Annotated in this window: 28 protein-coding genes and 1 tRNA gene; 8 read left to right on the top strand and 21 right to left on the bottom strand. The window is 72.5% G+C overall.

The window, feature by feature from the left end; all coding sequences use genetic code 11:
• From G6553_RS18125 to G6553_RS18140, 4 genes are all read left to right on the top strand, one after another.
• A partial coding sequence (locus G6553_RS18125) for a thermonuclease family protein (protein WP_166196079.1) occupies nt 1-523 on the top strand: 523 nt, incomplete at its 5' end.
• Between the two features lie 15 nt (nt 524-538).
• Nucleotides 539-988 (top strand): hypothetical protein, encoded by a 450-nt coding sequence (locus G6553_RS18130; RefSeq protein ID WP_166196081.1) that lies wholly within the window; start codon nt 539-541, stop codon nt 986-988.
• Between the two features lie 124 nt (nt 989-1,112).
• Nucleotides 1,113-1,343: a hypothetical protein gene (locus G6553_RS18135; protein WP_166196083.1), complete on the top strand. Its 231-nt coding sequence runs from the start codon at nt 1,113-1,115 to the stop codon at nt 1,341-1,343.
• Between the two features lie 9 nt (nt 1,344-1,352).
• Nucleotides 1,353-1,514 carry a hypothetical protein gene (locus G6553_RS18140; RefSeq protein WP_166196085.1) on the top strand — a complete coding sequence of 54 codons (162 nt, stop codon included), beginning with the start codon at nt 1,353-1,355 and terminating at the stop codon, nt 1,512-1,514.
• Nucleotides 1,515-1,553: 39 nt separating this feature from the next.
• On the opposite strand, the gene G6553_RS18145 is transcribed toward G6553_RS18140, so the two are convergent.
• The gene (locus G6553_RS18145; protein WP_166196087.1) at nt 1,554-2,543 is read right to left on the bottom strand and encodes a hypothetical protein; all 990 of its coding nucleotides are present in this window, start codon (nt 2,541-2,543) and stop codon (nt 1,554-1,556) included.
• A gap of 95 nt (nt 2,544-2,638) precedes the next feature.
• Between G6553_RS18145 and G6553_RS18150 the strand changes: the two genes are divergently transcribed.
• The 4 genes from G6553_RS18150 to G6553_RS18165 all read left to right on the top strand — a co-directional run bounded on the left by G6553_RS18150 (nt 2,639) and on the right by G6553_RS18165 (nt 6,290).
• Nucleotides 2,639-3,007, top strand: a complete 369-nt coding sequence (locus G6553_RS18150; RefSeq protein ID WP_166196089.1) for a hypothetical protein — start codon at nt 2,639-2,641, stop codon at nt 3,005-3,007.
• Nucleotides 2,997-4,568 (top strand): hypothetical protein, encoded by a 1,572-nt coding sequence (locus G6553_RS18155; protein WP_166196091.1) that lies wholly within the window; start codon nt 2,997-2,999, stop codon nt 4,566-4,568. The genes G6553_RS18150 and G6553_RS18155 overlap by 11 nt, the downstream gene beginning before the upstream one ends.
• A 154-nt stretch (nt 4,569-4,722) precedes the next feature.
• Nucleotides 4,723-5,085 (top strand): helix-turn-helix domain-containing protein, encoded by a 363-nt coding sequence (locus G6553_RS18160; RefSeq protein WP_207619973.1) that lies wholly within the window; start codon nt 4,723-4,725, stop codon nt 5,083-5,085.
• Nucleotides 5,086-5,111: 26 nt separating this feature from the next.
• Complete coding sequence (locus G6553_RS18165; protein WP_166196092.1) at nt 5,112-6,290, top strand: site-specific integrase; 1,179 nt, start codon at nt 5,112-5,114, stop codon at nt 6,288-6,290.
• A gap of 169 nt (nt 6,291-6,459) precedes the next feature.
• Here the strand turns inward: G6553_RS18165 and G6553_RS18170 are convergent.
• The 20 genes from G6553_RS18170 to G6553_RS18265 all read right to left on the bottom strand — a co-directional run bounded on the left by G6553_RS18170 (nt 6,460) and on the right by G6553_RS18265 (nt 25,419).
• Nucleotides 6,460-6,533 (bottom strand) — tRNA-Pro (locus G6553_RS18170).
• Between the two features lie 146 nt (nt 6,534-6,679).
• Nucleotides 6,680-8,014: a ribosome biogenesis GTPase Der gene (gene der / locus G6553_RS18175; protein ID WP_166196093.1), complete on the bottom strand. Its 1,335-nt coding sequence runs from the start codon at nt 8,012-8,014 to the stop codon at nt 6,680-6,682.
• Nucleotides 8,011-8,778: a lysophospholipid acyltransferase family protein gene (locus G6553_RS18180; protein WP_166196095.1), complete on the bottom strand. Its 768-nt coding sequence runs from the start codon at nt 8,776-8,778 to the stop codon at nt 8,011-8,013. Before G6553_RS18180 ends, der begins: the two co-directional genes overlap by 4 nt.
• Nucleotides 8,775-9,482: a (d)CMP kinase gene (gene cmk, locus G6553_RS18185; RefSeq protein ID WP_347565796.1), complete on the bottom strand. Its 708-nt coding sequence runs from the start codon at nt 9,480-9,482 to the stop codon at nt 8,775-8,777. The genes G6553_RS18180 and cmk overlap by 4 nt, the downstream gene beginning before the upstream one ends.
• An 11-nt stretch (nt 9,483-9,493) precedes the next feature.
• Nucleotides 9,494-10,594: a prephenate dehydrogenase gene (locus tag G6553_RS18190; RefSeq protein WP_166196097.1), complete on the bottom strand. Its 1,101-nt coding sequence runs from the start codon at nt 10,592-10,594 to the stop codon at nt 9,494-9,496.
• Nucleotides 10,587-10,970, bottom strand: a complete 384-nt coding sequence (aroH, locus tag G6553_RS18195; protein ID WP_166196099.1) for a chorismate mutase — start codon at nt 10,968-10,970, stop codon at nt 10,587-10,589. Before aroH ends, G6553_RS18190 begins: the two co-directional genes overlap by 8 nt.
• A 75-nt stretch (nt 10,971-11,045) precedes the next feature.
• A complete protein-coding gene (locus G6553_RS18200; protein ID WP_166196101.1) occupies nt 11,046-11,450 on the bottom strand; it encodes a VOC family protein in 405 nt (134 codons plus the stop codon).
• A gap of 4 nt (nt 11,451-11,454) precedes the next feature.
• Complete coding sequence (locus tag G6553_RS18205) at nt 11,455-12,255, bottom strand: AraC family transcriptional regulator (protein ID WP_166196103.1); 801 nt, start codon at nt 12,253-12,255, stop codon at nt 11,455-11,457.
• A gap of 62 nt (nt 12,256-12,317) precedes the next feature.
• On the bottom strand, nt 12,318-13,088 hold the full coding sequence (locus G6553_RS18210) for a pseudouridine synthase (protein WP_166196105.1): 771 nt from the start codon (nt 13,086-13,088) through the stop codon (nt 12,318-12,320).
• Complete coding sequence (gene scpB / locus G6553_RS18215; protein ID WP_166196107.1) at nt 13,085-13,840, bottom strand: SMC-Scp complex subunit ScpB; 756 nt, start codon at nt 13,838-13,840, stop codon at nt 13,085-13,087. The genes G6553_RS18210 and scpB overlap by 4 nt, the downstream gene beginning before the upstream one ends.
• Nucleotides 13,833-14,696, bottom strand: a complete 864-nt coding sequence (locus G6553_RS18220; protein ID WP_166196109.1) for a segregation/condensation protein A — start codon at nt 14,694-14,696, stop codon at nt 13,833-13,835. The genes scpB and G6553_RS18220 overlap by 8 nt, the downstream gene beginning before the upstream one ends.
• A 7-nt stretch (nt 14,697-14,703) precedes the next feature.
• Nucleotides 14,704-15,090, bottom strand: a complete 387-nt coding sequence (locus G6553_RS18225; RefSeq protein ID WP_166196111.1) for a hypothetical protein — start codon at nt 15,088-15,090, stop codon at nt 14,704-14,706.
• Nucleotides 15,075-16,097 carry a ParA family protein gene (locus G6553_RS18230; protein ID WP_242680628.1) on the bottom strand — a complete coding sequence of 341 codons (1,023 nt, stop codon included), beginning with the start codon at nt 16,095-16,097 and terminating at the stop codon, nt 15,075-15,077. Before G6553_RS18230 ends, G6553_RS18225 begins: the two co-directional genes overlap by 16 nt.
• A gap of 221 nt (nt 16,098-16,318) precedes the next feature.
• Nucleotides 16,319-16,684: a GNAT family N-acetyltransferase gene (locus G6553_RS18235; RefSeq protein ID WP_347565797.1), complete on the bottom strand. Its 366-nt coding sequence runs from the start codon at nt 16,682-16,684 to the stop codon at nt 16,319-16,321.
• A gap of 46 nt (nt 16,685-16,730) precedes the next feature.
• Complete coding sequence (locus G6553_RS22285; protein ID WP_166196114.1) at nt 16,731-18,569, bottom strand: glycoside hydrolase family 15 protein; 1,839 nt, start codon at nt 18,567-18,569, stop codon at nt 16,731-16,733.
• A complete protein-coding gene (gene zwf / locus G6553_RS18245; protein ID WP_166196116.1) occupies nt 18,562-19,977 on the bottom strand; it encodes a glucose-6-phosphate dehydrogenase in 1,416 nt (471 codons plus the stop codon). Before zwf ends, G6553_RS22285 begins: the two co-directional genes overlap by 8 nt.
• 73 nt (nt 19,978-20,050) lie before the next feature.
• A complete protein-coding gene (locus G6553_RS18250) occupies nt 20,051-22,657 on the bottom strand; it encodes a DEAD/DEAH box helicase (RefSeq protein ID WP_166196118.1) in 2,607 nt (868 codons plus the stop codon).
• Nucleotides 22,657-23,622 (bottom strand): site-specific tyrosine recombinase XerD, encoded by a 966-nt coding sequence (xerD, locus tag G6553_RS18255; protein ID WP_166196132.1) that lies wholly within the window; start codon nt 23,620-23,622, stop codon nt 22,657-22,659. The genes G6553_RS18250 and xerD overlap by 1 nt, the downstream gene beginning before the upstream one ends.
• Nucleotides 23,619-24,734, bottom strand: a complete 1,116-nt coding sequence (gene ald / locus G6553_RS18260; protein WP_166196120.1) for an alanine dehydrogenase — start codon at nt 24,732-24,734, stop codon at nt 23,619-23,621. The genes xerD and ald overlap by 4 nt, the downstream gene beginning before the upstream one ends.
• Before the next feature lie 85 nt (nt 24,735-24,819).
• Nucleotides 24,820-25,419 carry an NUDIX hydrolase gene (locus tag G6553_RS18265; protein WP_166196122.1) on the bottom strand — a complete coding sequence of 200 codons (600 nt, stop codon included), beginning with the start codon at nt 25,417-25,419 and terminating at the stop codon, nt 24,820-24,822.
• Nucleotides 25,420-25,839: the final 420 nt, after the last annotated feature.

Genomic DNA, 25,839 nt, shown 5'->3' on the forward strand with positions numbered 1-25,839 from the left:
GAAGGCCCTCGTCGGCCTGGCCGCCGCTGCCATCGCCGCGTTCACCGCCGGCGGCATCACCGCAGCCCTCCCCGGCACCCCGACAGGCGCCGACCCATCGGAGGGCACGGCCACCCAAGTGCGGGTGACGGCCGTCGTCGACGGAGACACCCTCCGCGTCGAGGATCTGGCCGGCCGCCCGCTCGGCCGAGTCCGCCTGCTCGGCATCGACGCCCCCGAAGTCGCCCACCCTCCGACGCCCGCCGAGTGCTACGCCGACCAGGCAACCGACATGCTCGAGGACCTCGCGCCGGTCGGCAGCACCGTCCGGCTCGTCACCGACAGTCGACAGCCCGACCGCAACCGATACGACCGTCCGCTGCGCTACGTCGACTACGACGAGGTCGACGTAGCCCACGAGCTCCTTGCCCGCGGCGCCGCAAGCCGCTACGAGACAGCCCAGGATCTCGCCCGGGAAAACTCGTACGCTGCGGCCGCCGACGATGCCCAGGAGGCCGCCAGTGGCCTGTGGGCCATCTGCTGAGGGAGGGGGCCGCACATGGACGAGCAGCTGACGACGGCCGCCAAGACGCTGGCCCGCTGGTGCTACGGCCGCGGCGTCAACGAGCGGATCCTCACCTACGGTGACCAGCTCCTCAGGAAGGCCGTCGACCAGGCGATCGGCCGGCCTGCGCCGGCGCTTCTCGAGCACGCGCTGTGGCAACAGACCGCCATGCTGCTGCGCCAGCGGCGCGACTGGGACCGCGACCACCAGGCCACTCCCCCGCCGGCCGCGGCATGCCTTCCCTGCGCCGTGGCGGCCGAGCAGTGCCCCACCCACGCCGGTCGACGCTGTCGCGCCGGCGGTGGCCAGCTGCACCGCATCGTCGTCGACGAGGGCTACGACACTCATCCGTGCTGCGACTGTCCGAGCTCCACCGGTTCCCCCACCGTCCTCGAGCACACGGCGCAGCTGCTGGGCGCCACGCTGCTGACCCAGCCCGCCTGAACCCGGGGCAACCCGACTTCCAAGGAGTTCGGCCGCGGTGATCGCCCGGACCCTCGCCCCGCACATAGGTGACCAGGAGGACCGGCGCAGCCGGTGCCGGTCCACGGGATCCATGGGAGTTCACATGAGTGACGCCGCTCGCGAGGAAGCCGCGCTCGAGGAAGAGGCACGACAGCGCGCCGCGGAGATCAGGGCCAGCGAGGAGGCAGCCGCCCAGGCCGCTGCCGCCGACACCGGCCCCTCCCCCGACGCCGAGATCGCGCAGGCTCACCGGTCCAGCCGCCAGCACGACCACACCGACACCGCCGCCTACCAGCGGCCCCAGCTCGGCCGCCACTGCGGCCCGCGCCCATAGGGGGCCGCGATGGCCACCGCACTCGCACCGACCACCGGACCCTCGACCGTCCGCTGGGTCGACTGCTCGCACAAGCTGGGTTCGCTGCCCTGCATGAACCACAAGCCACACGAGGGCAACGGCCGCGGTTGCGTGCATCACTCCACGTCCGGCTTCGCCGACGACGAATAGCCCACGTCGGTCGGCCGCGAGACACGCCAGCGAACAGCCTCAGCCGTGCACCAGGTGCAGCCGCGGCCGCTGATGCTGCTCGACGACCGCCTCCAACTGCCGCACCCGCTCGAGCGTCATCGGGTGCCCGAAGCGCCGCAGCAGACCAGCCAGCACGGGCCCGAGACCGCGCGCGAGCACGAACCGGTCGGCCTCGACCTCGACGCGGAGCTCGATCCGCCGGCCTGCTGCCGGCACCAGGTAGGTCAACGCGACGACCGCACCGCCGAGAAGCCCAGTCGCGGCACGCCCCTCGGCGACCGACTGCACCACGCAGATGACCCCCACGACGCCCCGCAGCGTCCAGGCCAGCCGCATGAACGGAAGCCAGGCGAACGCCCGGCCCACGCCTCGGAACGTCGCCACCACCACCCACCACGGCGTCGTCGCCGCAAGCACCGCCAGCTCCAGCCGCGGCCGCAGAGCCTGGTGCCGGCCGACAGCGTGAGCCAGTGCCGCGGCCGCTTCCGCCCTGGTCACGCCGCCCCGGTAGGTCGCGTCGACCAGGCCCGGGCTGACCACCACAGTGCCCCGCCCGATCGCCCCCGCAACCGGGGTGCTTGGACGCTGCACCCGGCGTACGAACACAGCGGCGATGTCGACGCCGCGGCCGGCCAGCTCGGCGAGCACCGGCGCCATCACCCGGAACTCGGTCTCGGTCGCCGGGCGCGAGCTGGTCAGCACCGCGATCGCCGGCTGCTGCAGCTGACCCAACGCGAGCGCGACCAGGACCCCGCCGGCAGCCATGAACACCACCAAGTCAAGTGCCGGCGGGAGCAGGGCGCACACCACCACGGTGAGGACGAAGCTCACCAGCAGTGCCGGCCCCAGCGTCACCAGCCTCAGCACGGTCATCGGGAACCTCATCTCGACCCTCATCCATCCTTCAGCACTAGTGCGGATCTCTTGACTTTGCTCGCGGTGATCGTCCGACACCCGCCGGACGACATAGGCGAATGAGACCAGTTTGTGCCCAGGTGCCGACAGCACCCCGAGTTATCCACAGCCCGCCGCTCGGCGCAGCGGGCCGCGGCCGGAACGTGGGTTCATGGGGCCAGACCGACCTCCAACCGAAAGGAACGCCCGTGGACGCACTCAACGCTGACGGCACCTGGGACCGTCTCGGCTCGATCGCCCAGCTGCTGCACCAAGCCGCTACCCAGGTGTGGACCGACGCCGACGCGGCCGCCGCCGACTCCCCGCTCCACGACCTCGGGCTGGGTGTCTATCTCGCTCACTCCCGGGCCAGCGCCCTACTGCCCGACGACTACGAGCTGCCCGATTACGTCGAGCTGCTCGCTGACCTCGAGGAGCGCACCGCGCTGCAGCTGCTCACCGAAGCTGAGGAGCTGACCCACCCACTGCCCCTGCACCAGCCGGACCTCGTCCACGGCTCGCAGCTGGTCGTCGACCTGTGCGACCTCATTCGGGAAGCCCGCGGCCTTGGCTACTGACCTGCGCCGCGCGTACGCCGACATCGACGAGGAGCTCTTCGACGTCGGCCAGATCCCGATGACCTCGCGCGACGTGCGCAGCGTCGGCGAGATGCTCTTCGACGTCGACTACCTGGCCCGCCAGCTGCTCATGGACGTCGGAGGCGACGACGCCGGCACGCTGCTGCGCAGCTGGCCGACGATGGTCACGGCCGCCGAGGACCTGTGGGCCTCCCTCCCTGGCCGGCGACCAGGCGTCGACGAGCGCGACCGCCCCATCACCAGCCTCTCCGCCCAAGCCGCCACCATCGAGTCCAGCCTGTCCGGCCGGAAAGCCTGGCCAGGTCAAGGCCCGACCAACCCCCGCGTCGACCAGATGACCCAGACCCTCCTCAACGCCGCCGCCCTGGTCCGTCGCTACGGCGCCGAGATCCCGCACGAGCAGACCGAGGCCCACCGCGACCTCGAGGCAGCGCGCACCAGGATCATGCACGGCCTCTACCTGACCGCCCACGCCGCCAACGTCGCCCTGCACGACAACGGCCGCGACCGCGTCACCGACGCCCGCGAATCAGGCCGCCGCGTCCAGCTGGCCCAGCACCACTCCCCCTATGCGGTGGCACCCACCGGGGTCTGGGTCGACCGGATGTCCGCGTGCGAGAACACCGCCCGCAGCTACCTGACCGACCAGTTCCCCCACGCCCTCACCGGCGAGGCCATCCGTCCTGTCGACCCCGGCCGACTGGCCCAGGCGCTGGCCAACTGGGACATCCAGTCCCACCGCGCCCTGGCCCGCCACCTCGCGCCGGCCAACGTCCTGCTCATCACCCGCACACAAGGGCTCATCGCCGGCGCCAGCATGGTCCTCGTCAACGCGGCCGCCACCGCCGGCGTTCTCGAGCCCTCGGAGCGGCTGGTGCCCGCGATCGCCGACGCAGGCCGCTCCTGGAGCAACCTGGCCAGCCGCTGGGGAGACCTGGTTCCCCCGGCCGCCCACCTCGACGAGCCCTTGGCTCGCGCTGCCGCAGAGGTCCGAGCCGCCTATCGCCACATCACGCACGACACCACCACCCTGGCGACACCAGAGGCCATCGCCGCCTGCCCCGAACTCCCCCAGGCCACCATGGCAAGCCTCCGCGCGATCGAGGCCGGCTCCGAGCTCGCGCACGTCGTCGCCGAAAAGGCCGACACCCCCAACCTGACCGGCCCAGCGCGTGCCCTGTCCCGCCGAGCGCACAACGACGTCGAGTCCGGGCTGGCCACCCCGCCGACCGAGGGGGACGTTGTATGGGTCTCCCCCGCCGACATCCTCGCCCGACGCGTCGTCACGGTGCCCCAGCCGGTCGCGGATGCCTTGCGTTCCGTGAGTACGGCAACCGCGTCCGCAGCGTCTGTTGCCGCCACCACGGCGATGCTCGCGCGCTCGAACGACAAGAGCCACCTTCCCCCTCGGCCCAACGAGGCAGACACCGCCCACCAAGGCGGCCACGGCGTCACGACATCTTCGCCGAACCACGGCAAGCCATTCGGGGAGCCCCCGGGTGGCATTGATCGCCCAGCGCCTATCGGACCACTTAGGTGAACGTCAGACGTCACGTGGACTGAGACCACCGAGACCCTCAGCAATCCGAAGGAGACACGAGATGACAACGGCGAAGGAAGCCCTCAGCGTCGGCGGTCACCGACCGCCACCGGCTCCGGAGAGCGAACGCGGTTCTGAGGACACCATGACGAGCATGAGCGAACGCACCACGCCGGCGACCGACGGGGCGGGTCCGACAGAACGCGTCCGGTTCGCCCTCACCCCGGCCACCATGAATATTGATCAAGCGGCCGCCTACATCGGAATCGCAAAGTCGACGCTCTACACGTGGCGCACCCGACGCCCGGGGTTCGGACCACGCGCAGTGAAGGTAGGCAGCGCACTGCGATACCGCCGTTCGGATCTCGATTCGTGGATCGAGGATCATGCCGAGACCCCCGACATCGAAACCGACAACAGCATCGCAAGCGACAATCGGGGCCCTGGGGTCGACCAAGTGACGACGTCCGGACGGCGAAGCTCCATGTCGCGACGGACGCGTCCACGACATCGGTAAAGCACAGACGTCAGTAAGGAACGCCCATGGCTCGCCCCCCGCTGCCCATCGGGACATTCGGGACCATCACGACAAACGAGGTGCGTCCCGGCGTCTACCGCGCAAGAACCCGCTTCCGCGACTTCGACGGCGTCACGCGCGAAGTCAAGGGCACCGGTCGAAGTACCGCCGCAGCAGTGCGGGAACTCAAAGCCAAGATCGCCGATCGAAACGCGCCAACGGGTGACCTCATCGGCCCCGACATGCGGATCAGCAAGGTTGCCGAGATCTGGCTCTCGCTCTATCGCGCCGAACAGCGCTCCGAAGCAACCACCGCGAACGAGTATCAACGCATCATCGACAACGTCATCAATCCAGCCATCGGCAGCATTCGCCTGCGCGAGGCGACAGCTGGGCGCCTGGAGCGGCTCATCAGATCTCAGGACTCCCACAGCCGCCGAAAGAAGACCAAGACGGTCCTCAAGATGATGTTCGACGCTGCAGTCATCGACGATGCGCTTCCCGCCAACCCGGTCTCCTCCACGTCCCGACTCCGGGGCCAGAAGAAGGAGGTCCAAGCGCTCTCCGTGGACGATCTCAATGCGGTCCGCTCCGCTGTCGACGCCTGGATGACCAAGAAGCGGCCAGGTCCGAAGCCGAACCAGGACATGCCAGACATCGTCGACATGCTGCTCGCCACAGGGTGCCGGATCGGGGAAGTACTCGCGCTCCGATGGACAGACATCGACCTGAAGGCCACCCCGCCAACGGTGTCCATCACCGGCACCATCAAGACCGAGACGGGGAAGGGCACCTATCGGAAACACAAGCCGAAGTCGGACGCGTCGAAGCGCACCATCGCGCTACCACCATTTGCCGTCGACGTTCTGATGAGACGGCGAATCGAGCAACAACCCAATCACTACAACGCGGTCTTCGCCACCCGCAACGGCACCTGGCACCAGGTCGGCAACGTCGAGCGGAGGTGGCGCACGATCCGCGAAGACACCGGCTTCGACTGGGTGACGCCACACACCTTCCGCAAGACCGTGGCGACCTTGATCAACCGCCTAGTCGACTCCGACACCGCAGCCCGCGTCCTCGGCCACTCCTCAGATGCAATTACCAAGGAGTTCTACATCGAGAAGGACCGGACCACACCCGACGTGACGCACATCCTGCAATCCTTCGCCGGCCGGGCCACAGCGACCGCATCGGACGACTGACTCCAGCTGGTTCGAGCGCCGGCCCGACCTCAGGCTGCACGCCACCTCGGCACCAATCTGGGTCATCAGCGCGAAGGTTTTCGGGACATAAACGCGACATAAGGCGATCTGACTCAAAAAGCTAGCGGCTCCTGATCTGCGTTTCCGCAGGCCAGGAGCCGCTTCTCGGTCGGGCTGACAGGATTTGAACCTGCGACCCCTTGACCCCCAGTCAAGTGCGCTACCAAGCTGCGCCACAGCCCGAGACCCGCTTGAGCGGGCGCGTGAACACTACCGCAGTCTGGACCCGGGACCGGAATCCGGGGTCGTGTGCCCGCGGACGCGGCAGGCCGCGTCGGAGGGCACACGACCCGCCGCCGGCACGGAGGACGGCGAGCGGGCCGGAGCCGTCAGCGCTTGCGCTTCTCCCGCGGCCGCTGCTGCAGCACGATCGGCGTACCGACGAAACCGAACTCCTCGCGCAGCCGGCGCTCGACGTACCGCTCGTAGGACGCCTCGAGCTTGCCGCTGGTGAAGAGGATGAACGTCGGCGGCGCGGTCGTGGCCTGGGTGCCGAAGAGGATCTTCGGCTGCTTGCCGCTGCGCACCGGGTGCGGGTGCTCGGCGACGAGGCGGCCGAGGAAGTTGTTCAGCGCGCCGGTGCCGATGCGGGTCTCCCAGCCCTCGAGCGCCTTGTCCAGCGCGGGGACGAGCCGGTCGACGTGCCAGCCGGTGCGCGCGGTGATGTTGATCCGCGGCGCCCACTGGACCTGCACCAGCTCGCGCTCGATCTCGCGGTCGAGGTAGTAGCGGCGCTCCTCGTCGACGAGGTCCCACTTGTTGAACGCGATGACCAGCGCGCGCCCGGCCTCGCGGACGGTCTGGAGGATGCGGACGTCCTGCTCGGAGATCGACTGCGACCCGTCGAGGACCAGCACGGCGAGCTCGGCGCGGTCGATGGCGGTGCTGGTGCGCAGCGAGGCGTAGTACTCGTGGCCCGACGCCTCCTTGACCCGCTTGCGGATGCCGGCGGTGTCGATGAAGCGCCACTGGCGGCCGCCCAGCTCGACCAGCTCGTCGACCGGGTCGACGGTGGTGCCGGCGACGTTGTCGACGACGACCCGCTCCTCCCCCGCCAGCTTGTTGAGCAGCGAGGACTTGCCGACGTTCGGCTTGCCGACGATGGCGATGCGGCGCGGACCGCCGACCTCCTCCCCGATCGTCTCGGGGGGCGGCTCGGGCAGCGCCGCCAGGATCGCGTCGAGCATGTCACCGGAGCCGCGCCCGTGGAGGGCCGAGACGGGGTACGGCTCGCCGAGCCCGAGGTTCCACAGCCCGTAGGCCTCGGCCTCGGTGCGCGCGTCGTCGACCTTGTTGGCGGCGAGCACGACGGGCCGGCCGGACTTGCGCAGGATCCGCACGACGGCCTCGTCGGCATCGGTGATGCCGACCGTGGCGTCGACCACGAAGAGCACGGCGTCGGCCAGGCTCACCGCGACCTCGGCCTGCGCGGCGATCGCCTGCGCGAGGCCGCGCGCGTCGGGGTCCCAGCCACCGGTGTCGACGACGGTGAACGCGCGACCGGCCCACGTGGCGTCGTACGACACCCGGTCGCGCGTGACGCCCGGGATGTCCTCGACGACCGCCTCGCGGCGTCCGATGATGCGGTTGACCAGCGTCGACTTGCCGACGTTGGGTCGGCCGACGACGGCCAGGACGGGGACGGGTCCGAGGACCTCGCTCATGGTGCTCCTTGCTCGGTGACCCCGGTGGCGGGGTCGGGTTCGACATCGGTGGCTGGCAACGGACCCGGCAGCTCCAGCCCGGTCGACCTGCGTGCGTGGTCCAGCTGGACCAGCATGTGCTCACGTAGGAACAACGAGGCCTGCTCGACCTGTTCCCGGCGACGGGGCCACGGTACGGCGGGGACGGTCCAGGGCTCCCCGAAGCAGATCGCGATCCGGGCTCCGCGCGGCGGCAGCTCCTCCATGTGGGCGCCGGGCGCGCGGGTGCCGAGGAAGGCGACGGGCACGACCGGCGCACCCGAGACCAGGGCGAGGTACGCCGCGCCCCGGTGGAAGCGGCCCAGCTCGCCGTCGCCGCGGCGCCCCTCGGGGAAGATGCCCACCGCGCCGGCCTCGCGCAGCACGCGCAGGCAGACCTTGACGGCGTACGGGTCCGGGTGGAAGCGGTCGAGCGGCACCTGCCCGGAGGCGAGCAGGAAGCGCCCCATCGCGCCGTGGAACATCTCGACCTTGGTCAGCGCGTGCACGGGCCGCGGGGCGAACGCGGCGAGCAGCGGGCCGTCGGCCACGCCGATGTGGTTGGCGGCGAAGATCACCGGTCCGGCGGCGGGGACGACACCCGCGCCGATCACGTCGACGCCGTGGCGGCGTCGGACGAGCCAGCGGGCCAGCGGGCGGGCAGAGTGCAGCAGCAGGCGCGACGGGTGCGGGACCCGGTCGCTGCGCGGCCGCTCGAGGTGGACGGCCGGCGCCGGCCGGGTCACGTCCCGACCCGGTCGACCATGCCGACCACCAGCTCGATCACCTCGTCGAGGGTGTAGCCGGTGGTGTCGACGTGGACGGCGCCGTCGGCCATGACCAGCGGCGCGGTGGCGCGTCCGGAGTCGATCTGGTCGCGCGAGAGCAGCAGCTGCTCGGTGGCCGCGACGTCGACGGCGCCCTGCTCGGCCGCGCGGCGGGAGGCCCGGGCGGCGGCGTCGGCGGTGAGGTAGAGCTTGACCGGTGCGTCGGGGACGACGACCGAGCCGATGTCGCGGCCCTCGACGACGATCCCGGCGGGCTCGACGTCCGCACCGATGATGGAGCGCTGGAGCGCGAGCAGGCGGGCGCGGACCTCGGGGACGGTGCTGACCGGGGAGACCGAGCCGGTGACCTCGTCGGTGCGGATCGCGGCCGCGACGTCGGCGCCGTCGACGGTGATGGTCGGGCCGGTCGGGTCCGTGCCGGACTCGATGACCGGCTCGTCGCAGCGCGCGGCGACCGCCGCGGCGTCGTGGACGTCGACCCCCTGCTCCAGCATCCACCAGGTCATGGCGCGGAACATCGCCCCCGTGTCGAGGTACCGCAGCCCGAGCCGGCTCGCGACACCGCGGCAGGTGCTGGACTTCCCGGAGCCGGAGGTGCCGTCGACAGCGACGACGAGCCTGTCGGGGAACAGGTCGGGACGGTCCGCGGCGGTGCTGGTCACGGACGCGCAGCCTACCGGTGCGTGGTCCAGCCCCGTGATTCCAACGAGCCCAGCAGGTGCTCGGCGCGCGCCTCCTCCACGAGCAGCTCGACCAGACCGGTCGGTCGGCCTGGGTCGTGGTCGATGCGGATGTCCTCGATGTTGACCTCGCTCGCGACCGCGTCGGCCAGCAGCCGGGCCAGCTCGCCCGGGTGGTCGGGCACCGAGACCCAGACCGAGGCCATCGGCCGGGCGGGCCCGCCGTGCTTGGCAGGGATGACGCGGGTGCCCGCGACGCCGTGCTCGAGCACCTCCTCGAGGGCGGCCCGGTCGCCGCGGCCGACGGCCGCGCGGACCCGGTCGAGCTCGGCGCGGACCTCGTCGAGCAGCGCGACCACCGCGTCGGCGTTGGCGCTGACGATCTGGCCGTAGAGGCGCGGGTCGCCCGCGGCCACCCGGGTCACGTCGCGGACGCCCTGGCCGGACAGCGCGAGGTGGTTCTCCGGCCCGTCGGCCAGCCGGCCGGCGACCAGCGCGGAGAGCAGGTGCGGCACGTGCGAGGTGCGCGCCACCGCGCGGTCGTGCTCGGCCGGCGTCAACCAGACGGGTACGCCGCCGGCGAGCCGGACCAGCGCCTCGACCGTCTCGACGGCCACGGGGTCGGAGCCGGCGTGCGGCGTGATCGCCCAGGGGCGGCCGTCGAAGAGCGCGGCGGAGCCGGCGAGCGGACCCGACCGCTCGCTGCCCGCCATCGGGTGGCTGCCGACGTACCGCGCGATCCCGCGGTGGTCGGCGACCGCCGCGAGCGGGACCCCCTTGACGCTGCCGACGTCCGTGACGACCGCGTCGGTGCCCTCGGTGGCGTCGAGCGCGGCCTCGATGACCGCGCCGAGGTGGTCCGGCGGCACCGCGACCACGACGAGCGCGGGCCGGTCCGCGTCGGTGCGCGGGCGGCCGGCGCCGAGGCCCGAGGCGGTGCGGACGTTCTCGGTCGAGGTGTCGGTCAGCAGCACCTCGAGGCCGGCCCGGCGGCAGGCCAGGCCGATCGACGTGCCGAGCAGGCCGGCGCCGACGACCTCGACCGGGCCGGTCAGATCGGGCAGGCCCGGGTGCGCCCGGCCCTGCTCAGGCATCCGGGACGTCGCGGGTGCGGGTCAGGTCGCGGCGCAGGGCGGCGGCGCCGTGCAGGTAGACGTGGGTGATGTCCGCGCGCGGCAGGTCGGTCTCGACGTGCGCCATCATCCGGACCACCCGCGGCATGGAGCGCTCGATCTCGAGCTCCCGCGCGCAGATCAGCGGCACCTCGCCGAAGCCGAGCTGGCGGGCGGCGTACGCCGGGAACTCCGAGACCAGGTCGGAGGTCGCGGTGAAGATCGCCGAGATGAAGTCGTCGACGACCAGGCCGTTGGCCTCCATCACGTCGGTGACCATCTCCGCGACCCGCTCGAGCATGTGGTCGCGGGAGTCCTCCTCGAGCTGGGTCGCTCCCCGGATCGCCCGCACTGCCACGTCGTCCACTCCTCGTCTGCCTGCCGCTGGGACCGGTCAAGGCTAGCGGGCGGCGAACGGCCGCCGAGGCGCGGCTCAGCCCGGCTGGTAGCTGCCGATCGACCAGTGGTTGCCCTCCGGATCGGCGATGCTGCCGCCGCGCCCGCCGTAGGGCTGCTCCACCATCGGCCGCAGCACGGTCGCGCCCGCCGCGACCGCCGCGTCGAACACGGCGTCGGGGTCGTCGGCGACGAGGTACGCCGCGGACGTGCCGACGTTGTCGACGGCCGCGTCGGGGCGCGCCGAGCCGAACATGATCCCGCCACCGCCCGGCCACAGCCACTCGGCGTGGACGACGAGACTCTCGTCGGTCTCGTCGCGGTACGTCGCGTGCTCGACGAAGCCGACGGCGCGCAGCCACGCCGTCATGGCCGGGGCGTCGCGGACGGTCAGGGTGTGCCAGAGGCGGACCGAGGCCGCCGGGCTCTGCATCTCGCTCATGCCCTCACCGTCCCTCCTGCGCTGCGGGCAGGTCTTGGACGAACGGGAGCTCCTCGGCGATCCACGTGCTCGGCGGGCAGCCGGCCAGGTCCCGCCACTCGCGGGCGAGGTGGGCCTGGTCGGCGTAGCCGCAGGCGGCCGCCACCTCCGCCAGGGGACGCCGGCCCAGCAGCGATCGCGACCGCTCGAAGCGGCCCAGCCGGTGCAGCTGCTTGGGGGCCAGCCCGGTCTCCGCACGCACCAGGGTGCCGAGGTGCCGGCGCGAGTACCCGACGTCGTCCGCGGTCGCCGCGACCGGCACGCCCCGGGTCAGCAGGGCGAGCGCCCGACCGACCTCCGGCCGCAGGGCGACAGCGTCCCTGCGCCGGAGCCGGTCGGTGAGCGCGGCGGCCACGAGGGCCGCCCGGCCACCGGCGGGCGTCCCCGCGAGCCGCTCAGGCAGGTGCCGCAGCGCCGGCGCGAGCCGTCCGAGGTCGTCGAGCGTCAGCAGCCGGGCGGCGAGGTCCGCTGCCGGGAGGCCCAGCAGGGCGCGCGCGCCGAGCGGGGTGAGCGCCACCTGGACACCGCGCTGCGTGCCTGAGTGCCGGATGACCGCGGGGGCGGTGTGCAGCCCCGACACGCTCGACCACGCGACGGTGCGGCTGCCCGGGTCACCGGCCCACGCCACGTCCAGCGGCTCGCCGACCGGGAGGACGAAGGTCAGCGCGGTCGACGGCAGGCCGCGGTGGGTCCCCGGACCGGGCAGGGTCACGTCGTACGACACCAGGGAGGCGACGTACGGCTCCAGCGCGGGCGGGACCGGCACGCCGTCCACGGTAGGGCCGCCCGCCGGTCCGTGGTCACATGCTGGCCCCTACATGCTGGCCCCTACATGCTGGCGGAGTCCAGCAGCGCGCCGAGCTCGTCGATGGTGAGCTCGCGCATGCCGCCGGACGGGATGCCGGCGAGCTGGACCGGCCCGATCGCTGTCCGGGTGAGCCGCCGCACGGGGTGGCCGACGTGGTCGAGCAGGCGGCGGACGATCCGGTTGCGGCCCTCGTGGATGACCAGCTCGACGATCGACTTGTCGCGGAACGACTCGACGACCTTCGCCTTCTTCACCGTCACCGGACCGTCCTCGAGCGTGACGCCCTCCAGCAGCGCCTTGATCGTGCGGCGGAACACCTCGCCCTCGACCTCGGCGACGTAGGTCTTGTCCACCTCGTACGACGGGTGCGCCATGCGCTGCGCGAAGTCGCCGTCGTTGGTGAGGAGGATCAGGCCGGAGGTGTCGGTGTCGAGCCGGCCCACGTGGAAGAGCCGCTCGGGGCGGTCGGCGACGAGGTCCTGGAGCGTCCTGCGGCCCTCGGGGTCCGACATCGTGGAGACAACGCCGCGCGGCTTGTTCAGCGCCAGGTAGACGTGGGCCGAGACCGGCGGCAGCCGCCGGCCCTCGACCCGGATCACCGCGGTGCGCGGGTCGACCTTGGTGCCGAGCCGGGTGACGACCTCGCCGTCGACCTCGACGGACCCCTCGAGCATCAGCTCCTCGCAGCGGCGGCGCGAGGCCACGCCGGACTGGGCCAGCAGCTTCTGCAGCCGGATCAAGCCGTCCTCGTCGGTCTGGATCTCCCGGCCGCCGCTCGTGCCGGCGCTCATGCGGGCTCCGTCCCGCCGTCGGGCTCGGTGCCCGGTCCGGTGCCGGGCGCCGGCTGGGGCAGCTCCGGCTCGGGCTCGCCGAGCGGGTCGGGGGCCGGGACCGGCTCAGGGGTGGGGGTGCTCATCGCGGACAGCTCGTCCTCCAGGTCGTCCATGTCGGGCAGGTAGGGCGCCAGCTCGGGCAGGTCGTCGAGCGAGGTGACGCCGATCCGCTCGAGGAAGTACCCGGTGGTGCGGTAGAGGTTCGCGCCGGTCTCGGCGTCCTGGCCGGCCTCCTCGACCAGGCCGCGGCTCAGCAGCGTGCGCATGACCCCGTCGACGTTGACCCCGCGGATCGCGGAGACCCGCGCACGGGAGACCGGCTGCTTGTAGGCGACGACCGCGAGCGTCTCGAGCCCCGCCTGGGTCAGCCGGGCCTGCTGGCCCTCGAGCACGAACCGCTCGACCACCGGGGCGAAGGCCTCGCGGGTGTAGAACCGCCAGCCACCGGCCACGTTGCGCAGCTCGAAGCCGCGGTCCTGCTCGTCGTACTCCCCCGCCAGCGCCGCCAGCGCCGTCGTCACCTCGTCAACCGGCCGGCCCACCGCCGTCGCAAGCGTCGGTGCGTCGAGCGGCTGGTCGGCGACCATGAGCACCGCCTCCAGCGAGGGGCGCAGCGCGGTCAGCGGCACCTCGAGCTCTGCCTGCTCGCTCCGTTGCTGGGCCTGCTGCTGGGCCTGCCGCTGGGCCTGCTCGGTGCTGGTCTCACCCATCGCTGCCTCCCCGGGGCGCGGCCGCTTCCGGCGGCGCGCCCTCGAACTCGTCGCGGACCAGCTCGTCGACGTCCGCGTCGTCGTCGCCGGTCCACCGCACCGTCAGCTCCCCCAGCGGCGTCACCTGGTCGAAGGCGACGGCGCCCTCGCGGAACAGCTCGAGCAGCGACAGGAACCGCGCCACGGTGGTGAGCGTGTCGGGGCTGTCGCCGCAGAGCGTGCGGAAGGTCATCGTGCCGGTACGCCGCAGCCGGTCGACCACCAGGGCCGCCTGCTCGCGGACGCTGACCCGCGGCGCGTGGATGTGCTGCAGGCTGACCTCCGGCGGCCCCGGCTTGGGGGCGAGCGCCCGCGCCGCCAGCGCCGCGAACTGCTTCAGCCCGATGCCGATGAGCACCTCCGGCAGCAGCGTGGCGTACCGCTCCTCCAGCCCGACGGCGCGCGGGTGCCGCAGCGCCTCGCCGGCCAGCCTGGTCTCGAGGACCGCGGCGACCTGCTTGAACGCCTTGTACTGCAGCAGCCGGGCGAAGAGCAGGTCGCGCGCCTCCAGCAGCGCGAGGTCCTCCTCGTCCTCGACGTCGCCCTGCGGCAGCAGCCGGGCGGCCTTGAGGTCGAGCAGGGTCGAGGCGACGAGCAGGAACGACGTCGTCTGCTCGAGGTCCCAGACGCTCCCGCCGGCCTTGACGTGGGCGATGAACTCGTCGGTGACCCGCGACAGCGCCACCTCGGTGACGTCGAGCTTGTGCTTGGCGATGAGGCTCAGCAGCAGGTCGAACGGGCCGTCGAAGTTGTCCAGGTGCAGCTCGAAGCCGGCCGCGGACCCCGGGCCGGTCTCCTCCTGCTCGACGGCCGTCATGCCGGGGTCATCCCTCGGTCAGCCGCCGGACCAGCGCGCTGTCGTCACCGTGCGCCTCGTAGTCGGCGAGCACCAGCGCGACCGCCTCGCGGACCAGCCGGCCGCGGTCGACGGCGAGGCCCTGCCCGCGCCGCAGCGCGAGGCGCGCGTGCTCGATCTCGAGGAGCTCCTCGGAGGTGACGTAGACCGTCATCTTCTCGTCGTGGCGCACCCGGCCGCTGGGCTTCTTCCGTCCGGCCTGCTGCGGCTCCGGCGCCTGGTCCTCGGGGGCCTCCGGCCGGTCGGGCACCGCCCGGACCGCTTGCTGCGGCTTCGGGGCCGGCTCCTGGTCGTCGGGGACGACGGTGGGGCGGAACAGGTCGTCGGCCGAGGGCAGGCTCACGCGTCGGGCCACCGGGCGAGCACCTCCTTGGCGAGCTGGCGGTAGGAGTCGGCGCCGGCCGAGCCCGAGGCGTACGACGTGATCGGCTCGCCGGCGACGGTCGAGTCGGAGAACTTCACGGTCCGGCGGATGACGGTGTGGAACACGGTGTCGCCCCACGCCTGCACCAGGCGCTCCATGACCTCGCGGGAGTGCAGGGTGCGGCCGTCGAACATCGTGCCGAGCACGCCGTCGATCTCCAGGCCGGGGTTGAGCCGCTCGCGGACCTTGTCGATCGTGGTCTTCAGCAGCGCGACGCCGCGCAGCGCGAAGTACTCGCACTCGAGCGGGATGATCACGCCGTGGCTCGCGGTCAGCGCGTTGACGGTCAGCAGGCCCAGCGAGGGCTGGCAGTCGATGAGGACGACGTCGTACTCCGCCAGCGCCGGCGCCAGGACGCGCTGCAGCGTCTGCTCGCGCGCCACCTCGTGGACCAGCTGGACCTCGGCGGCCGACAGGTCGATGTTGGAGGGCAGCAGGTCCATGCCGGGCACGCCGGAGGGGACGACGACGTCGTGCAGGGTGACGTCGCGCTCCATCAGCAGGTTGTAGACCGTCAGGTCCATCTCGTGCGGGTTGAGCCCGAGGCCGACCGAGAGCGAGCCCTGCGGGTCGAAGTCGACGAGCAGCACGCGCCGGCCCTGCTCGACCAGCGACGCGCCGAGGTTGATCGTCGTCGTGGTCTTGCCGACGCCGCCCTTCTGGTTGCACATCGACACCACGCGGGCGTTGCCGTGCTCGGCGACGGGCTTCGGGTCGGGGATGACCGGCATCGGTCGGCCCGTCGGGCCGAGCGCGGGGCCGTCCGTCGGCCGGCCCGCCTTCGTGGCGGCCTGGACGGGGCGTTCGAACGGGAGCGGCTCGGTCACGCGGGCATCGTCCTCCAGTGGGGTCACCGGTCGCGTCGGCGGGGTGGGCGTGCGGACCAGGGGCGGCATCTCGGGTGCTCCCGACCCGGCGTGGAACCCACCATCGCTCATCAGCTGCTCCTCGTTCCCGACCCACGCCGCACGGGCGGGGACGTTTGTCGACATCACGACTTGTGACCGTCCCGCGCACCCTAGGACCGGGTTCCGACGCCCTACAACACGACGGCGGAAACCCCCAGGGTCGGAGCCCGATCTGTGCACGACGTGTGCACTCGGCCCCGCTCCGGGTGCACAGGCCCGACCAGGCCTGTGCACCCACCTGTGGAGAACGATCAGGCCAACAGGTCCTGGTAGTCGGGGTGCTTGTCGATCCAACCGGCGATGAACGAGCACTGCGCGACGACCTTCGACCCGCCCTGGTCCCGCACGTCGTCGAGGGCCGTGCGCGCGAGCGCGGAGCCGACCCCGCGCCCCTCGAACGCCTCGTCGACGACCGTGTGCGTGAAGGTGACCGTCCCGCCGTCCCGGGTGTACTCGGCGTACCCCGCGACCTGTCCGTCGAGCTCGGCCACCCAGCGCTGCTCGCCCTCGTCGTTCCTCACCTGCGGCGTCTCGTCAGTCATGCCTGCCACCGTACGGGGCTCCCCCGCGCGGCCTCGTGCTGCTGAGCGAGCGGCCCGGCGCACGCTGGGCAGCACGAGACCGTCGGGCCGGTACGCCGACCCTCATCCGTGCGGGACGGGGTCAGCCGAGCGCCTCGTCGAGGTTGGTGGCGGCGCTGATCAGCGAGAGGTGGGTGAAGCCCTGCGGGAAGTTGCCGAGCTGCTCGCCGGTGAGGCCGACCTGCTCGCCGTAGAGGCCGAGGTGGTTGGCGTAGGTGAACATCTTCTCCAGCGCCAGCCGGGCGTCGTCGAGCCGGCCGGCGCGGGTGAGCGCCTCGACGTACCAGAACGAGCACATCGAGAACGTCCCCTCGCGCCCGTCGACACCGTCGTCGGTCCGCTCCGGCTCGTAGCGGAAGACGAGCGTGTCGGAGACCAGCCGCTCCTCGACGACCGCCAGCGAGGAGAGGAACCGCGGGTCGTTGGGCGCCACCAGCTTGACCATCGGCATGAGCAGCACGCTCGCGTCGACCGTCGTGGCGCCCTCGTGCGCGACGAACGACCCGAGCTCCTCGTCCCAGCCGTCGTCCATGATCCGGCGGTAGATCTCGTCGCGGACCTCCGCCCACCGCGCCAGCTCGCCGGGCAGCCCGCGCTGGCGGGCGGTGCGCATCATCCGCTCGACCGCGACCCAGCACATCAGCCGCGAGACCGTGTGCTTCTGGGTGTCGCCGCGGACCTCCCACATGCCCGCGTCCTCGCGGTCCCAGTTGTCCATCACCCACGACAGCAACCGGGTGAGGTCCGCCCAGGCGTCGTGGCTGATGCCGGGGCCGTACTTGTTGAACAGGTACACCGAGTCGAACAGCTCGCCGTAGATGTCGAGCTGCAGCTGCCCGGTCGCGGCGTTGCCGACCCGGACCGGCGCGGAGTCGCGGTAGCCGCGCAGGTGGTCCAGCTCGTGCTCGTCGGGGATGTTGCCGTCGATGTCGTAGGCCACCCGCAGCGGCCCCAGCTCGTCGTCGACGTCGGCGTCCTCGCCCATCCGTTCCGAGAGCCACGCCATGAACCGCGCCGCCTCCTCGGTGAACCCCAGCTTCAGCAACGCGTAGAGGCTGAACGCCGCGTCGCGGATCCACACGTAGCGGTAGTCCCAGTTCCGACCACCGCCGATCTCCTCCGGGAGGCTGGTCGTCGGCGCCGCGATGATCGCCCCGGACGGCTCGTGGCTCAGCAGCTTGAGGGTGAGCGCGGAGCGGTTGACCATCTCCCGCCAGCGGCCCACGTACGTCGACTGCGAGAGCCATCCGCGCCAGAACGCCGACGTGCGCTCGAACAGCTCGTCGGTGTCGAGCTCGCCCCCGGGGTGGACCTCGCGGTCCTCGTCGAGCACCTCCAGCACGAACAGCACGTGGTCGCCCGTGCTGACGTCCACCTCCGCGCTCACCGTGCCGTCCTCGACGTCGAGGCCGGTCGTCGCGGACAGGCCCAGGCGCACGTCGTCGCCGGTCAGCAGCAGCCCACCCTCGACCTCGGTGACCTCCACGCCTGCCCGGCCGTAGTCCGGCCGCGCCGTGAGCACCATCCGCAGCCGGGTGGTGCCCCGCACGCCGGCCACGCGACGTACGACCCGTTGGCGGTGGTCCGGGTCGTCGGCGCGCAGCACGGGCATGAAGTCGTGCACCTCGGCCACGCCGTCCTCGGTGTGGAACCGGGTGATGAGGATGTTGGTGTCCGGCAGGTAGAACTGGTGGGTCGTCGTGGTCTCCCCCACCGGCTCCAGCCGCCACGCCCCCGCGTCCGGGTCGAGCAGGCTCCCGAAGACGCTCGGCGAGTCGAAGCGCGGCACGCACAGCCAGTCGATCGTGCCGCGGGTGTCGACCAGGGCGCAGGTGCGCAGGTCGCCGACGAGGCCGTGGTCGGCGATCGGCGGGTACGACGGGCGCGTCTCCCCCGGTGACTCCCCGGGTGCCTCAGCCACCGAGCCGCCAACCGCCGTCGGGGAGGTCCGAGGCCGCGTCCGGCCCCCACGAGCCCTGCTCGTAGGTCTGCAGCTCGGGCGGGTCGTCGAGCAGCGGCTGGCAGACCTGCCAGAGCCGGTCGACCTCGTCGGTGCGGGTGAAGAGCATCTGGTCGCCCCGCATCACGTCCAGCAGCAGCCGCTCGTAGGCCTCGAGCGGCTCGGCGTCGGGGAACTCCGTCTCCAGGTCCAGCCGCATCGTCGCGGCCTGCACGACCATCTGCGCGCCCGGTCGCTTCGCGCGGACGTCGACCTTGACCTCCGGCTCGTCGGTCAGCTCCAGCGCGATCTCGTGCGGGCAGGCGACCTGCTCGAAGAGCGGCTCGTCGGGCTCGCGGAACCGCAGCGTGATCGTGCGGCGCCCCTCGGCGAGCGCCTTCCCGGTGCGCAGGTAGAACGGCACCCCGCGCCAGCGGTCGTTGTCGATGCGTGCCTCGAGCGCCACGAACGTCTCCACCTGGGAGTCGTCGTCGACGTCGTCCTCCTCGCGGTAGCCGGCGTACTGCCCGAAGACCGTGCGCTCCTTGTCGAACGGCTCGAGCGCCGCGAAGACCGCCGCCTTCGCGTCCCGCAGCGCGTCGGCGCTGAAGTCGCGCGGGCGGTCCATCGCCACGAAGCCCAGCAGCTGGCACAGGTGGGTGGAGATCATGTCGCGCAGGCAGCCGGTGCCCTCGTAGAACCCGCCTCGGCCCTCCAGCCCGAGGTCCTCCGGCACGTCGATCTGCACCGACGCCACGTCGCGGGCGCACCAGGCCGCCTCGAGCAGCCGGTTGGCGAACCGCAGCGCGAGGATGTCCTGCACCGCCTCCTTGCCGAGGAAGTGGTCGATGCGGAAGACCGCGTCCTCGGCGACGACGTCCTGCAGCGTCCGGTCGAGCTCGCGGGAGGACTCCAGGTCCAGCCCGAACGGCTTCTCGACCACCAGCCGCGCCCGCTCGGCGATCCCCTCCCGCCCGAGCATCGCGATCATCCCCTGCATCGCCGACGGCGGCACCGAGAGGTAGACCAGGCGGCGCACGTCGTCGCCCCCGCCCTCCCCGGTCAGCCCGCTCTCCGCCTCCCGGACGGCCTCGGCGAGGTCGGACCCGTCGTCGGCCGACGACGTCCGGAACGACACCCGCCCGACGAGGTCGTCCAGAACCCCGTGGTCGACGTCGTCCACCCCGTCCCGCACCGCGTCGCGGACCAGGTCCTGGAACTCCTCCTGCGAGTCCGGCGCGCTCCGCCCGCTGCCGATCACCGCGTACGCCGCGGGCAACCGGCCGGCCGCCGCCAGCTTGTACAGCCCGGGGTAGAGCTTGCGCTTGGCGAGGTCGCCCCGCGCGCCGAAGAGCACGAGGACGTGGGGCGGCAGGTCTGCGTCGGTCACGCCCCCTCGGTGGCCGACCACCCACCCCACCAAACACCCACCGGCCGCGACCACCCGGGGCAGGAAGCCCCGCTCAGCCGCCCAACCGGTGGAAGGCGCGCGTCTGAAGCACCAGCTCGCCCGCCTCGTCGGAGGCGTCGAGGTCGACGACGGCGTCGACGACCCAGTCGTGGTTGCCCTCGGGGTCGTGCAGCGTCTGGCGGACGAGCCACGCCCGTCCCTCCGAGCCGGACTCGTCGGGCGCGGCCGGCCGGACCTCGAGGAGGTCGGGCCCACGGGCGTCGGCGTCGGTGAGCAGGGTGTCGTGCTCGGCGAAGTACTCCTCGATGCCCGCGTCCCACACCGACCGGGTCACGACGACCTCGAGCGGCGGGTCGGCCCGCTCGGCGTCGGCGCGCTCCATCGCCATCAACCCGTCGAGGTCGTCGCGGGCGACCAGCTCGACCCGTCGCCACAGTGCGTTGCGGATCATCACCCGGAACGCCCGGTCCTGCTTGGAGATCGGCCGCGGCGGTGGCGGCGGCGCGTGCTCAGCGACGTCGCGACGCACGTGCTCGGGGTCGCTGAGCGCCTCCCACTCGTCCAGCAGCGAGGAGTCGGTCTGGCGCACGGTCTCCCCCAGCCACTCGACGAGGTCGTCGAGCTCCGGCGTGCGGTGGCTCTCCGGCACGGTCTGCCGCAGCGTCCGGTACGCGTCGGTGAGGTAGCGCAGCACCAGCCCCTCGGACCGGGCCAGCTGGTAGCGGCAGACGAAGTCGGTGAACGTCATCCCCTGCTCGTACATCTCGCGCGCGATCGACTTCGGCGCGAGCGACTCGCTCTGCTCGACGGGCGGCAGCCAGGGGTGTCCCTGGCGGTAGAGCTCGTACGTCGCCTCGAGCAGCTCGCGCAGCGGCTGCGGCCAGGTGACCTCATCCAGGAGGGCCATCCGCTCGTCGTACTCCAGGCCGTCGGCCTTCATCTCCGCCACCGCCTCACCGCGGGCGGCGTGCTGCTGGGCGAAGAGGATCTGCCGCGGCGCCTCGAGCACGGCCTCGACGACCGAAACGATGTCGAGCGTGTGCTCCTCGGCCTCGGGGTCGAGCACGTCCAGCGCGGCGAGCGCGAAGTGGGCCAGGGGCTGGTTCAGCGCGAAGTCCGGCGGCAGGTCGACGGTCAGCACGTAGCGCCGGCCGTGCTCGTCGGGCTCGTCGAGCCGGGTGAGCACGTCGGAGCGGACCAGGCTGCGCGCCAGCCGCAGCGCCCGGCGGCTGAGCCGCAGCTGGCTGCGCCGCTCCTCGTGGTTGTCCTGCATCAGCCGGCGCATGACCGGGAAGGCGTCCTCCTCGCGGGCGAGGACGTTGAGCAGCATCGCGTTGTCGACCTTCATCCGGCTGGTCAACGGCTCGGGCACGCCGGCGACGAGCTTCTCGAAGGTCTGCTCGGTCCACACCACCGCACCCTCGGGTGCCTTCTTCAGCTGCGCCTTCGACTTGCGCTTGGCCCGCTTCTCCTCGCTCATCGCGGCGTTCTTGGCCTCGGCCTTCGCCTTGGCCTTCTCGTTCTCGATGACGTGCTCGGGGGCCTGGACGACGACGTACCCGACGGTGTCGTAGCCCGCGCGGCCCGCGCGCCCGGCGATCTGCAGGAACTCGCGCGACCGCAGCACCCGCTGCCGCGTGCCGTCGTACTTCGCCAGACCGGTGAACAGCACGGTCCGGATCGGCACGTTGATGCCGACCCCGAGCGTGTCGGTGCCGCAGATGACGGTCAGCAGGCCCGCCTGCGCGAGCTGCTCGACCAGGCGGCGGTAGCGCGGCAGCATCCCGGCGTGGTGCACGCCGATCCCCCGCTTGAGCAGCTTCGCCAGCGTCTTGCCGAAGCCCGCGCCGAACCGGAAGCCGGCGAGCCGCTCGGCCAGCGCGTCCTTGTCGGCGGTCTCGATCTTCTTGGCGGCCAGGAGCGAGGTGGCGTGCTCGACCGCGGCCGCCTGCGTGAAGTGGACGACGTACGCCGGCGCCTGCCCGGTCGCGACCAGCTCCTCGAGCATCTCCCCCATCGGGGTCAACGACCAGCTGAAGTGCAGCGGCACGGGCCGCTCGGCCTGGTCGACCAGCGCCGTCTCGCGGCCGTTGCGGCGGGTCAGGTCCTCGGCCAGCCCGCTGACGTCGCCCAGCGTCGCCGACATGAGCAGGAACTGCGCCTGCGGCAGCTCCAGCAGCGGCACCTGCCACGCCCAGCCGCGCTGCGGGTCGGCGTAGTAGTGGAACTCGTCCATGACCACGAGCCCGACGTCGGCACGCGTGCCCTCGCGCAGCGCCAGGTTGGCCAGCACCTCGGCGGTGCAGCAGATGATCGGGGCGTCGGGGTTGACCGACGCGTCACCGGTGAGCATGCCGACGTCGTCGGCGCCGAACACCTCGCACAGCGCGAAGAACTTCTCGCTCACCAGCGCCTTGATCGGCGCGGTGTAGAAGCTGACCCGGTCGGTCGCCAGCGCGGCGGCGTGCGCCCCGACCGCCACCAGGGACTTGCCGGAGCCGGTCGGCGTGGCCAGCACGACGTTGCTGCCGCCGAGCAGCTCGATGACCGCCTCCTCCTGGTGGGGATACATCGAGAGCCCCTGCGACTCGACCCAGCCGGTGAGGGCGTCGTACACCTCGTCGGCGTCGTCGGTCGTTGGTACGGCGAAGCGGGCCATCAGTCGCGGGCCCGGGGGTGGGCGGTCGCGAAGACCTCACGGAGGTTGTCCACGGTGACCAGTGTGTAGACCTGGGTGGTGGTGACCGACGCGTGCCCCAGCAGCTCCTGCACGACGCGCACGTCCGCGCCGCCGTCGAGCAGGTGCGTGGCGAAGGAGTGTCGCAGGGTGTGGGGCGAGACGTCGGCGGTCACGCCCGCCCGTTCGGCGGCCTTGACGAGCACCGCCCAGGCCGACTGCCGCGAGAGCCGGCCGCCGCGCGCGTTGAGGAAGAGCGCGCCGCCGTTGCCGGTCCCCGTCGCCGCGGACGCGAGCTCCGGCCGGCCGCGGACGAGGTAGGCGTCGACCGCCTCCCGCGCGTAGGAGCCGACCGGCACCAGCCGCTCCTTGCTGCCCTTGCCCCGCAGCAGGACCGTCCCGTCGACCGGGTCGAGGTCGTCGACGTCGAGGCCGACGGCCTCCGAGATCCGGGCGCCGGTGCCGTAGAGCACCTCGAGCAGCGCCCGGTCGCGCAGCGCCAGCGCCGTGCCCGGGGCGCCGGCCGCCTCCAGGATCGCCTCGACGTCGGCCAGCGGGAGCGCCTTGGGCAGCCGCTTGGCCGGCGTCGGCGGCTTGACCGCGCTGGCCGGGTCGACCGCGGCCAGCCCGTCGGCGACCGCGAACCTGTGGAACCCCCGCACCGCGACCACCGTGCGCGCGGCCGACGTCGAGCTCAGCGGCGGGTGGTCGGCGTCACCCTCCCGCAGCCGCGCGAGGAAGCCCGACACCGTCGCCTCCGTCACCTCCGCGAGGTCGGTGACGCCGAGGCCGTCGAGGTGCTCGAGATAGCGGCGCAGGTCGCGCCGGTACGACGACAACGTGTTCGCCGCCAGGCCGCGCTCGACCGCGAGGTGGTCGAGGTAGGTGCGGACCGCCCGGGCGGCCGGGCTCGCCTGCTGGTGCTGCTCTCGCTGCTGGGTGCTCAGGCCAGCACCTCGTCCGGCGAGACCGCGTCCATGCCGACGGCCTCGCCGACCGGCTTGCTCGTCAGCCGACCGGCGTGCGTGTTGAGGCCGAGCGCCAGCGACCGGTCGTCCCGGCACGCCTGCTCCCAGCCCTGGCCGGCCAGCGCGACGACGTACGGCAGGGTCGCGTTGGTCAGCGCGTAGGTCGAGGTGTTCGGCACCGCGCCGGGCATGTTGGCGACGCAGTAGAACGTCGAGCCGTGCACCTGGTACGTCGGGTCCGAGTGCGTCGTGGGCCGGGTGTCCTCGAAGCAGCCGCCCTGGTCGACCGCGATGTCCACGAGCACCGACCCGGGCTTCATCGCCGCGACCAGGTCGTTGCTCACCAGCTTCGGCGCCGCGGCGCCCGGGATGAGCACCGCACCGACGACCAGGTCCGCCTCGGCCACCTGCTGCTCGATCGCGAGCTTGGACGACGCCAGCCCGTGCACCCGGTTGTTGTAGCGCCAGAACGACATCCGCAGCTTGTCCAGGTCGGTGTCGAGCAGCGTGACGTCGGCACCCATGCCGAGGGCGATGTTGGCGGCGTTCTGGCCGGCCACGCCGGCGCCGATCACGACCACCTTGGCGTTCGCGACGCCGCCGACGCCGCCGAGCAGCACGCCGCGCCCGCCCTCGGCCTTGAGCAGCGCGTAGGCACCCACCTGCGGCGCGAGGCAGCCGGCGACCTCCGACATCGGGTAGAGCAGCGGCAACCCGCCCGAGGGCAGCTGCACGGTCTCGTAGGCGATCGAGGTCACCCCCCGCGCGACGAGCTCCTCGGTGAGCGGCTTGTCCGCGGCCAGGTGGAGGAACGTGAACAGGGTCAGGCCCTCGCGGAGCCGGTGGTACTCCTCCGCGACCGGCTCCTTGACCTTGAGCACCATCTCCGCGGCGCCCCAGGTGTCGTCGGCGCTCCCGACGATGCTGGCGCCGGCGGCGGAGTACTCCTCGTCGGAGATCGACGACCCGACGCCCGCGCCGGTCTCGACGAGCACCTCGTGCCCGTGCGAGACGAGCTCGTGGACGCCGACGGGGGTGATGGCCACGCGGTACTCGTGGTCCTTGACCTCTCTGGGGACACCGACCTTCACGGGCGTGGTTTCCTGTCTGCCGCGGGTACGCCGCCACCTCGTCGTGACGACGTCTCGACACTACCGCCGCGAGGTGTCACGTGGGTCACGTCGCGCCGTTCCCCACCAGACCCTTCGCCTCGGCCAGCAGCACCGCCTGCACCAGCGGCCCGTCCGCGACCCGGCCGTCGAGCACGGCCGTCCGCAGCTCGGCGAACGGCGCCCAGAACGTCTCCATGTCGGCCTCCTCGTGCTCGAGCACGAACTGCCCGCGGTCCGCGGTGCTCAGCCCCCGGGCGAGGAAGAGGTGCATGACCTCCGCGGAGATCCCCGGCGACGACCAGGTCGTGCCGAGATGCGTCCACTCCTCCGCCTCCAGCAACGCCTCCTCCCGCAGCTCCCGCTGGGCGACGTCGAGCGGCTCCTCCTCCGCCGGACCGTCCAGCAGCCCCGCCGGCAGCTCGACGAACCGGCGACCTGCGGCGTGGCGGTACTGCGACAGGCACAGCACGCGCTCCCCGTCGTCCACCGCCAGCACGATCACCGCCCCCGGGTGCTCCAGCACGAGCCGCCGGAAGGGCTCCTCGCCCTCCGCCCCCTCGCGCCGCACCCGGTCGGCCCGCAACGAGACCACCCAGTCGCCCTCGTAGACGTAGCTGCTCTCCGCCACCGGCCACCGCTCCGCCCGGTCCTCCAGGTTCACCATGCCTGGGACGCTACCCAGCCACGTGACGCAGCGCTGGTCGACACGGGACCCGCGGCCTCCGCTGGTTGAGCAGGGAGGCGCCCCAGCGCCGACCGTGTCGAAACCCGGTGAGGGACGCGGGGCAGCAACCACGGTCACCCGGGCCGCGGACCGGGCCTGCCCGTCCGGCGGGAGCCGCAGGGTCCGACCCCACGCCCGGCGTACCGCGACCCGCGGGATGGCCGGCCCGGCGGGTTTCGAGACAAGCGCCAGCGCGCCTTCCTCAACCAGCCGGGGCGTCAGGCGTCGGCCGGGACCTCGACGGGCGCGTCGACGTCGATGGGGAACCGCAGCTCGCGCTGCCGCTCGATCGCCGCGCCGACCAGGCCCGCGAAGAGCGGGTGCGGCCGGGTGGGGCGGGAGCGGAGCTCGGGGTGGGCC

The organism is Nocardioides sp. IC4_145, assembly GCF_011250565.1.
GTDB lineage: Bacteria > Actinomycetota > Actinomycetes > Propionibacteriales > Nocardioidaceae > Nocardioides.